The 10561-nt window shown below is 48.1% G+C and carries 10 protein-coding genes and 1 pseudogene; all 11 read left to right on the forward strand.

Going from position 1 to position 10561, the window contains the following annotated elements; all coding sequences use genetic code 11:
* Positions 1–109 precede the first annotated feature (109 nt).
* Positions 110–544 (forward strand): annotated as a pseudogene (locus ACJHYR_RS25810) (relaxase NikB); the annotation flags it as partial.
* A 458-nt stretch (positions 545–1002) separates the two neighbouring features.
* On the forward strand, positions 1003–1671 hold the full coding sequence (locus ACJHYR_RS25815; RefSeq protein ID WP_000155780.1) for a cysteine hydrolase family protein: 669 nt from the start codon (positions 1003–1005) through the stop codon (positions 1669–1671).
* Between the two features lie 5 nt (positions 1672–1676).
* Entirely contained in the window at positions 1677–2537 is an 861-nt protein-coding gene (locus tag ACJHYR_RS25820) for a DUF2877 domain-containing protein (RefSeq protein WP_001442105.1), read from the forward strand.
* Between the two features lie 94 nt (positions 2538–2631).
* A complete protein-coding gene (fdrA, locus tag ACJHYR_RS25825; protein ID WP_000865634.1) occupies positions 2632–4191 on the forward strand; it encodes an acyl-CoA synthetase FdrA in 1560 nt (519 codons plus the stop codon).
* Positions 4188–5612, forward strand: coding sequence for a DUF1116 domain-containing protein (locus tag ACJHYR_RS25830; protein WP_001093931.1), 1425 nt, complete (start codon positions 4188–4190; stop codon positions 5610–5612). The genes fdrA and ACJHYR_RS25830 overlap by 4 nt, the downstream gene beginning before the upstream one ends.
* Entirely contained in the window at positions 5605–6561 is a 957-nt protein-coding gene (gene arcC, locus ACJHYR_RS25835) for a carbamate kinase (protein ID WP_001696801.1), read from the forward strand. Before ACJHYR_RS25830 ends, arcC begins: the two co-directional genes overlap by 8 nt.
* A 16-nt stretch (positions 6562–6577) precedes the next feature.
* Positions 6578–6967, forward strand: a complete 390-nt coding sequence (locus ACJHYR_RS25840; protein WP_001696803.1) for a hypothetical protein — start codon at positions 6578–6580, stop codon at positions 6965–6967.
* Positions 6968–6989: 22 nt separating this feature from the next.
* Positions 6990–8213 (forward strand): cytosine permease, encoded by a 1224-nt coding sequence (locus tag ACJHYR_RS25845; RefSeq protein WP_024188138.1) that lies wholly within the window; start codon positions 6990–6992, stop codon positions 8211–8213.
* Positions 8214–8290: 77 nt separating this feature from the next.
* Positions 8291–9181, forward strand: coding sequence for a LysR substrate-binding domain-containing protein (locus ACJHYR_RS25850; protein WP_000470711.1), 891 nt, complete (start codon positions 8291–8293; stop codon positions 9179–9181).
* Between the two features lie 433 nt (positions 9182–9614).
* The gene (locus ACJHYR_RS25855) at positions 9615–10004 is read left to right on the forward strand and encodes a cytochrome b562 (protein ID WP_000595317.1); all 390 of its coding nucleotides are present in this window, start codon (positions 9615–9617) and stop codon (positions 10002–10004) included.
* 251 nt (positions 10005–10255) lie between these two features.
* Positions 10256–10561, forward strand: a 306-nt coding sequence (locus ACJHYR_RS25860; protein ID WP_000567743.1) for a transposase, incomplete at its 3' end; no start/stop codon positions are given.

Here is a 10561-nt window from a genome sequence, read left to right on the forward strand (position 1 = left end):
ACCATACGAATCGCCCTCTGACGGACTTCGGGGGAAAAACGAGTATTTTTAGTCATTCTGTTTACCTCTTTCTCAGGGAGTTTAGTCTCCAGGATTCCCGGGGCGGTTCAGTAATACCGGTGATCTCGAGGCCCGTTTGCAGAAGAACGGGAGTGTTCGTTTCCGTGACCGTCGGACGGGAGAGTTTGTCTGTACGGATTATGGTGACAGGGTTGTTTTCCGTAATCACCATGACCGCAATGCGCTGGCAGATAAACTGGATTTGATTGCACCTGTATTGTTTGAGCGTGATCCCAGAATGGGCTTTGAACCAGAAGGAAACGACAAACAATTTAACCAGGTCTTTGCTGAAATGGTTGCCTGGCATAATGTGACAGGCCGTACCGGTCACGAAGACTACAGGATTACACGACCGGATGTGGATCATCACCGGGAAGGAAGTGAACGCTACTACCGCGATTATATCGCGGCGAACAGCAACGATGACGCATCACTGCCTCCGCCGGAGCAGGATAAACGCTGGGAACCGCCATCTCCCGTATGACCTGTGTCCCTTAGCGAAAATCTCGTAGCTTCTCTCTCAATGAGGGCGGGTATTTGACATCCTCCACGCCCTAAGGACGTGGGTTCCTGCTTCAACGGGCGGCATCCGTCATCCGCCAATACATTGAATAGCAGCAGACACCTGGTTAGGTGGAAAACAGCGCTTTATATCCCCGTTGAAGGACGGGGGTAAGGGGTATTTGTTAAAAATCAGCACTATCCCTGCCAAATAGGATGATTAATATCACAATATATCGACAATTTTTTTAATATTAAACAAATAAACATTTGAAAAAAGTTGTTTATGAATGTCATAGATTGATGTAAATCACATTTTTCATAACAACATTTAGACACCTCAAAAATATTCGCTCCTGTAAAACAACTTTTTTTTCTGTTGTGGGTCACCTTTATATTGAATACTCGTCACCAGTAAACAATATATACTGGAGATTTGTCATGACGATATCCATTTTTCAGGCTCAACCCTTTGAATTACCCTTTGATCCGTGCACAACGGCACTGATCATGATAGACATGCAACGTGATTTTGTCGAAGCAGGAGGGTTTGGAGAAGCATTGGGTAATGATGTTTCACTGGTTCGCACGGCTATCGCACCATGTAAAGAAGTTCTGGCAGCCGCACGTCAAAAAGGAATTATGGTTATTCATACCCGTGAAGGCCATCGTGAAGACTTAAGCGACTGCCCATCAGCCAAACTGACGCGCGGCGGAAAAACCTTTATTGGTGAACCAGGACCGATGGGACGCATTCTGGTCAGGGGTGAAGCAGGTCATGACATCATTCCTGAACTGTATCCGGTGACAGGCGAACCTGTGATTGATAAACCCGGTAAAGGCGCTTTTTATCAAACCGACTTACATCTGATTTTGCAAAAGCGTGGTATCAAGACACTTATTGTTTGTGGCGTGACTACCGAAGTTTGCGTAACCACCACCGTGCGTGAAGCAAATGACCGTGGCTATGAATGCATCATACCGGAAGATTGCGTTGGCTCCTATTTCCCGGAATTCCAGAAATACGCCCTTGAGATGATCAAAGCACAAGGTGCCATTTTCGGTTGGGTTACTGATTCCAAAGCCATTATTGCAGGTCTGGAAGGCTAACGCCGATGGTACAGGTTACGCTTTGTGCATCGTCGTTGGGATATCTTTTCCCGCAGAATGAAACGCAAGATTTACGTCTACATAGCGCTTTTAAACATGCGGTAAATCTGTATTCAGACGCGGGAACATTCATCACTCTGTTGTGTGCGCAAACGTATCTGAATCTCCCTGATGCTGCCAGAGTCTGGCTACCTGAATGTTGGGACTGGCGAAGAGAGATTGCCCATTCAGATCCCATTCAATTAACCCCAGGCTTACTGCGGACACCTCGATTTTGTGTGGCGCTCGATAACGCAACGCTCTGGCAGTCGCCATTTGTGGGGGGAATGCTGACTCTTGAGGCATTGCCTTTGGTTTTCCAGCACTACCCCACGATAGCATCGCAACGGCTTTTATTTTGTCTGGAGCATAACGTTCAAAGCACATTGCACCTGCCGGATAGTCTCACGCACCAGGGATTAGATATTATGGAACATCCAGATGCGCTGGAACGCCAGGTACCCCAACTGATCGGCTTTGGTAAAGGCTTAACGCCCGATGGAGATGACTATTTGCTGGGCTATCTGGCAGCCCTCTGGTTATGGCAACTCCCTGCACCACTTGCCAATCATCAATACAGGTTGCAGAAGGCAATTGAACAACATGCACACAACACCACGGATATAAGTCGTCATTATCTGCAACGTGCGCTTCAGGGACATTTTTCAGAACCGATTTGCCGGTTACTCGCACAACTGGTTGGGAGCGCATCGGCAATGACAATCGCATCCTGTACAGAACAGATCATGCAATTTGGCGCAACATCAGGAGTAAATTGCCTTGCAGGAATGCTGCATGGATTTCGAACCCTGAACACCATGAATTGATTTCAACCTTTTCTCCCGTAGCCCGTTTATGGGGCTACACGGGGATGCTTTGCCCGAATTTTGCTATCGGGCGGAATGGAACAGGCGTAACAGCATGAAAGTTAAATATAAAGTTTTCAGTAATCTTTATCAGGACTCAGTTTCTCTGATGCAGATTTCCGCGCAAATCAGCAAGTTGCCCGGTATTCAACAGGCCTCGGTCGTCATGGGAACACCCAATAATCTCGAGCAATTGCGCGATGCGGGTCTGGGTAACGAAATCAACGCCAGTCCCAATGATTTAGTGATTGCAGTCATGGGTGAAGAAGATATTTGCAATGAAGCACTGCTACTGGCCCAGCAACGTCTGACCAGCAAACCCGATGATGAAACGGATTGTGGCATTAAATCACCGGAAAAGGTCAGCCTGGAAATGGCACTGGAAGCTGAACCCGAAGCCAACCTGGCACTCATTTCTGTACCGGGAGACTACGCCGCCGCCGAAGCAATTAAAGCGTTAAACCTCGGAATGAACGTGATGATGTTCAGCGATAACGTCAGTATCGGGCAGGAAAAATACATCAAAACGCTTGCCCGAGAACGTCAGCGCATCGTAATGGGACCTGACTGTGGAACCGCCATTGTTAACGGCATTCCGTTAGGCTTCGCTAATGTGGTGAAACGCGGAGCAATTGGTGTTATTGGCGCGTCAGGCACCGGGCTACAGGAAGTGACTTGCCGAATCGACCAGCTCGGAGCGGGTATTTCTCAGGCGTTGGGAACAGGCGGACATGATCTCAGTGAAGAGATTGGTGGAATATCAATGCTCTTTGCTTTAGATGCGCTGGCACAAGACGATGAAACTCACGTGATTGTGCTTATTTCAAAACCGCCTTCACCGATCGTTGCCCGGACTATTCTGGAGCGCGCCGAGGCTTGTGGAAAACCCGTGGTGGTGAATTTCCTCGGGGCGAATCCGCATGATCTGGCACGTCCCAATATCACTGCCGCCACCACACTTGCCAGCGCCGCCGACATCGCTGTGGCGTTACTGAATGATCAGCCACTTCCGGCTGTCGAGAACGAGGTTTCCTGCGACGATCTCACAATGTTACAAAACGCCTGCCAAAGTCTGCCAGTCCATCGCCAGGCGATACGCGGTGTTTTCGCCGGAGGAACCTTCTGTTACGAAGCTCAGCTTATCTGCCAACAAAAGGGATTCCATGCCGCCTCCAATACGCCAGTTGCGGGTAATCGTGCTCTGGCAAATATCTGGCAAAGTGAAGATCATACACTGATTGATATGGGGGACGATGATTTCACCCGTGGCAAACCGCATCCAATGATCGACCCGACTCTGCGCAATCAACGTCTGCTCAACGAACTCAACGACTCACATACTGCCGTTGTGTTATTCGACCTTGTACTTGGTTATGGCACCTCCGCTACGCCTGTCAGCGAATTACTGGACCAACTTTCACACATCGACATGAATAATGCACCGTTGCTGATTGCCCACGTTTGCGGAACAGAAGCTGATCCGCAAATACGCAGTCAGCAGATAAGCTCACTACAAAATGCAGGCGTCATCATTGCCAACAGCAATGCACAGGCGGCGCTATGGGCCAGCACCGTTGCACAGACTCAGTTGCAGAAAAAGGAGCTAAATGCATGAATACCTTATTTAATCAGCCTTTGAAGGTCGTGAACGCGGGGCTACACAGTTTTGCTGACAATATTCAACATGCAGGAGGGCATGCTATATCCCTCAACTGGCAGCCGCCAGCACAAGGTGATATTGACACCGGTTTGGTTCTGGCGTCATTACTACGCCATCCACTGGTAGAAAGTGCCAACCAAATCGCCATGACACGTTATCTCGAAGCACAGCCCGTGTTGGTGGATGTCATGCTCGCTAAAGAAGCCATCCCCGAAATGGCTGAACAAAAACGCATTTTACACTCTGGTCCACCGATTGCCTGGGAAGATATGTGTGGTCCGGTAAAAGGGGCGATTATTGGTGCCATGCTGTACGAAGGCTGGGCTACAAGCCAGAAAGACGCAGAAAACCAGATAAACGCAGGCGAAATCGACCTTGCTCCTTGTCATCATTATCACGCGGTTGGACCAATGGCAGGCATTATCAGCCCGTCGATGCCATTATGGGTGGTGGAAAACAAAACCAACGGCCATCGTACTTTTAGCAATTTCAATGAGGGTCTGGGTAAGGTTCTCCGTTTTGGTGCCAATAACGATGAAGTTCTCAATCGTCTGGCCTGGATGCGTGATGAACTGGCGCCGGCCATGAAAGCAGCAATCGCACAACACGGCGAGCTGGAACTCAAGCCATTAATGGCGCAGGCGCTGCATATGGGGGATGAAGTTCATAACCGCAATGCTGCCGCTACCGGTTTGCTGATTAAGCGCCTGCTCCCGGCATTGCTGGCCTGCTCTCTTCCACAGGAACATATCCAGCGCGTCGTGGCATTTATCACAGGTAACGATCACTTCTTCCTCAATTTGTCGATGGCTGCCTGTAAAGCAATGATGGATGCCGCCGCCAATGTACCGTTCAGTTCAATGGTTACGGTGATGGCGCGTAACGGGGTGAATTTTGGTATTCGGCTTTCCGGTACTGGCGATCGCTGGTTTCAGGCTCCTGCCAATGCAGTTGAAGGTCTGTTCTTCCCCGGATTTGGCGTTGACGACGCCGCTTCTGACCTGGGTGATAGCGCAATTACTGAAACCGCAGGTGTGGGTGGCTTCGCGATGGCGTCATCTCCGGCGATTGTTAAATTTGTGGGAGGCACCCCTGCCGATGCCACCAATAACAGCCGTCGGATGCAGGCAATCACCCTCGGCGGTAACCCCGCATTTACACTTCCAGCCCTCAATTTTGCCCCCACCGCAGCAGGTATTGATGCGTGTAAAGTGACCGATCGTGGCATTTTACCGGTCATCAATACGGGTATCGCCCACAAACAAGCGGGAGTCGGACAAATTGGTGCCGGGATCACCACTGCACCGATGGCCTGTTTTGTCGCTGCTGTACGTGAACTGGCGGAGATCGTCGCAAAGGAGAACCATCATGGTTAAGCCACTGGCTGTCGTCGCGGTTGGCGGCAATGCGCTCATTCAGGACGATAAACGCAATAGTATTCCCGATCAATATGTTGCAGTAATGGAAAGCGTGCAGCATATCGTTGATATGGTTGAAGCCGGATGGGAGCTGGTGCTAACCCATGGTAATGGCCCGCAGGTAGGCTTTATTCTGCGCCGCTCTGAACTTGCCAGTAACGAAGTTTCTCCGGTTCCTCTGGATTACGCCGTGGGTGATACCCAAGGCGCCATTGGATACATGTTCCAGAAAGCGCTGCATAACGAATTGGCTCGCCGTGGCATAAACAAACCGGTAATTGCCCTGGTGACACAAACGCGAGTCAGCCCATATGACGATGCTTTCGCCAGCCCCAGTAAACCGATTGGCGCGTTTCTTGATGAAGAAACAGCACAACAACGCCAACAACAACTCGGCTGGACGCTGATGGAGGACGCCGGGCGTGGTTGGCGGCGTACAGTTCCCTCTCCTGCGCCACTGGAAATTATTGAGCACCACACCATCGCTCACCTTGTGCGCCAGGGATATCTGGTTATAGCCTGCGGCGGCGGCGGTATACCTGTGGTGCGAGACGGGCAACAACTGAAAGGTGTGGAAGCCGTGATCGATAAAGACCTGGCCTCCGCATTGCTCGCCAGTCAGTTAGGCGCTGATCTGCTGGTGATCCCCACCGGTGTAGAAAAAGTGGCGATTCACTTTGGTACACCACAACAACAATGGCTCGACGCTATCAGCGTCTACGAAGCTCAAACGCTGTTGCAGGAAGGTCAGTTTGGTGTCGGCAGTATGCAACCCAAAGTGGAAGCCATTATTGATTTCATCAATGCCAGCCAGCAACAAGGCAAACAGGCCAGCGGACTGATTACTTCACCGCAAACCATAAAAGCAGCCCTGGCACATCAGAGCGGAACATGGATAACCCTTTAATTCTCTGGAGAACACAATGACTACAACACTTTTAGCCGTTAACGGAACGCTGATGCGCGGTCTGGAACTCAACCCAAATATGCAAAAAGCTGGCGGTATTTTTGTCCGTGAAGACCGAACTGACGCCCATTACCGGTTATGGAGTATTAATGATCGTCATCCCGGAATGATCCGCGTGAATGAAGGAGGAGCACACGTAGACGTAGAAATCTGGCAACTGCCTCTGGCCAGTTTTGCCGAACTGTTAATGAACGAACCCGAAGGCCTGACCATTGGAAAAATCAAACTTGCCGATGGTAGCGAAGTACTGGGCGTACTGGCAGAAAGCTGGCTGACTGAAGGCCAGAAGGAGATTACAGCACTGGGGGGCTGGCGCAAATACACCGGGAATTTTCACACGATGTAACGCGCATTTATAAAGGAAACATATTATGCGTAAAGAAGATAATATGAATACGGCATCAGGATTGCGTATTACCATGATTTTGCTGGGTATTGCCGTCACACCTGTGCTGTTGTCATCCTCAAGCCTCGGCAATCAACTTTCCAGTGGTAGTTTAATTAGCGTCGTACTATTAGGCGGCGTCATTCTGACCTTACTTTCAGCCATCACCATTAGTGTGGGAGAAAAAGCCCGCCTGCCAACATACGGTATTGTGAAATATTCATTTGGCGAAAAAGGGGCCATCGCCATTAATATTTTGATGGCTATAAGTCTGTTCGGCTGGATTGCCGTTACCGCTAATATGTTTGGTCATTCGGTGCATGACTTACTGGCGCAGAATGGGATTGAAGCGCCACTGGCACTGTTAGTGGCAGCTGGTTGTGTCATTTTTGTCGCCTCTACGGCCTTTGGTTTTTCCATTCTGGGCAAAGTTGCCCAGGTCGCCGTGCCGGTTATCGCACTGGTGCTGTGTTATATACTCTATGTGGCAACCCATACCGAAGTATCAGCGCCAGCAGCGATAGCGGAGATGAGTACAGGTGTCGCCGTTTCCACCGTTGTTGGCACTATTATTGTGCTGGTTGCTACACTTCCCGACTTCGGTAGTTTTGTACATAACCGAAAACATGCTCTGATTGCCGCAGGTATGACGTTTCTGGTTGCCTACCCTCTGCTATACTGGGCGGGTGCAACGCCGAGTGCCATTAGCGGCCAGGGCTCTTTACTGAATGCTATGGCAGTATTCGGTGCGGTTATGCCTGCAGCACTGTTGCTGATATTCGCCTGCGTCACCGGTAATGCGGGCAATATGTTCCAGGGGACGTTGGTAGTTTCCACACTGCTTAGCCGCTTTCCCAAATGGCAGATTACCGTTGCGCTGGGTATCCTTTCCGCCATCGTAGGCAGTATGGATATTATGGCGTGGTTTATTCCGTTTCTGCTGTTCCTGGGTATCGCGACTCCCCCAGTTGCCGGAATTTATATCGCTGACTTTTTCCTTTATCGCCGTAATGGCTATCAAGAGTCGGTGTTAACTCAGGAGTCACAGGTTAAAGTACTGACATTCGCTGCATGGATCACAGGCACAGCGGTTGGCTTTATGACCGTAAAAGGCTTATTCACCCTGACGACGATCCCTTCAGTTGACTCCATTCTGGTGGCATGTATCGCGTATGCGATTCTCAGTCGGGCAAGTCAACACCGCTAATTCCTGGGTATACTCAGGCAATGATTACGGCTGAATCTGGAGAGATTCAGCCACTTTACCACTGACCAGGGAGCCTTATGTTCATCTCAGACGAAACGATTCGAATTATTCATCTGGTCGCCAGACACCAGAACATCACCACCGCAGCCGAACAGTTAAATAAAGTCCCTTCTACTATCAGTTACACCCTGAAGAAAGCGGAAGAAACCCTGGGCGTTGAACTGTTCATTCGTAAGGGACGATATATTGAATTATCTCCGGCGGGGAGTTACTTCATCGAACATAGCAAAAATATTCTCCGCGATCTGGATGCATTAAAGCGCAACACAGTGCTGATTCACGATGGTATTGAGCGTGAACTGACAATTGCGGTGAACAATATTATACCTGGTGATTTTCTGGTGTCATTTATTCAAGATTTTGAACGGCAATTCACATCAACAACACTGACGGTAGATATTGAAGTATACAACGGCTGCTGGGATGCGCTGTACAGTAAACGTGCTGATCTGGTCTACGGTGCTCCTCATGCAGTACCAAGCAGTGAAGGCATCATTAGCGAACCGGTCGGACAAATAGAATGGGATTTTGTCGTCAGCCCACTTCATCCACTGGCAGTGAAGCGGAATCCATTAGAAAACAGTGAATTGCGTCATTATCCTGCGGTTTGTATCCGGGATACCTCCGTTAACTTCCCCCCAATGCAAGCCTGGTTGTTGGAAGGACAAAAACCTATTTTTGTTCCTGACTTCGCCATGGCAATCAGCTTAATAGAACAAAACGTCGGTATTGGTTATATTCCACATCATCTGGCATTGCCGTTATTGAACAGAGGTAAATTGCTTAAAAAGCCAATGCGCGAACATAAACACGCCACCAAGTTATTTCTTGCCGCTCGTTCCGATGGTATAGGAAAAGCCTGTCTGTGGTGCATGTCGTATTTAAGAAATAAGCAATTCATGGCGTAATACCATCAATACAGTGATATTGCCAGGCTCTTCCAGGGTTATACTGAATGCAATGATCCGAAAGGATGATGAATGGATTGATTCATACCACAAGTTTTCATTTTGACATCCTCCACGCCCTAAGGACGAGGGGTCCTGCTTCAACGGGCGGCATCCGTCATCCGCCAATACATTGAATAGCAGCAGACACCTGGTTAGGTGGAAAACAGCGCCTTATATCCCCGCTGAAGGACGGGGTTTTACGGTGCACGGATAAAAGGAGCATGAATGATGGAGTATGTAGAAGTATCGGAGAAAATTTGATATTCTTCTTGATAAAATGAGATTTTCTGCACATATAAGCATACAGGAGATTCATAGTACAAAAATAAAAAATCATAATAATAAACTTAAATTGACATAACTATAATCAACTTTGAACAGGAATATATTAATGATAAAACAAAAGGTATTTTTCTCAGGTACTGTACTAGCTATTTTTTTATCTCTCAGCAACGTATCTTTGGCTTCCGGCCTGGATAAAAACATGCAGTCTCTTGCCAAAAGTATGAGTATTCTACAATCTTCCAATGATAAATCATCACTATTAAATGCTCTTGAAATGATGGATAAATCTGTAGATTCTTCTATGAATATTATTCCTGAAAAGATAGATGTTAATGATAAAGTTTCTGTAGATAATTATAAGGAAGAGTTAAAAAAACTACAACATGAAATCAATATTGCAAAAAAGAAAGTTGAGGACGGGAATATAGAATCATTACGTGAGTCTCTGGATAAAATGAACGATATAAAACTTGAAGGTCACCGAAAATTCAGATGATCTACAAAAATAAATTTTAATATTTAAATACGGCAATATATTTTATCATGTATTGCCGTCTTGGCGTATTCTTTCCGTTCCATTCAATTGTATCTGGCATAACAAGAGAAATAGTAGACTCCTCATTACTGCTGTTGTATAACTGCGCACCATAATCTGCTAGACTGGCCCCCTGAATCTCCAGACAACCAATATCACTTAAATAAGTGATAGTCTTAATACTAGTTTTTAGACTAGTCATTGGAGAGCAGATGATTGATGTCTTAGGACCGGAGAAACGCAGACGGCGTACTACACAGGAAAAGATCGCTATTGTTCAGCAGAGTTTTGAACCGGGAATGACGGTCTCCCTTGTAGCCCGGCAACACGGTGTGGCAGCCAGCCAGCTATTTCTCTGGCGCAAGCAATACCAGGAGGGAAGTCTTACTGCTGTGGCCGCAGGAGAGCAGGTCGTTCCTGCCTCTGAACTTGCTGCTGCCATGAAGCAGATTAAAGAACTCCAGCGCCTGCTCGGCAAAAAAACGATGGAAAATGAACTCCTTAAAGAAGCCGTTGAA

The organism is Escherichia sp. WS1450, assembly GCF_046487395.1.
GTDB classification, from domain to species: domain Bacteria; phylum Pseudomonadota; class Gammaproteobacteria; order Enterobacterales; family Enterobacteriaceae; genus Escherichia; species Escherichia coli.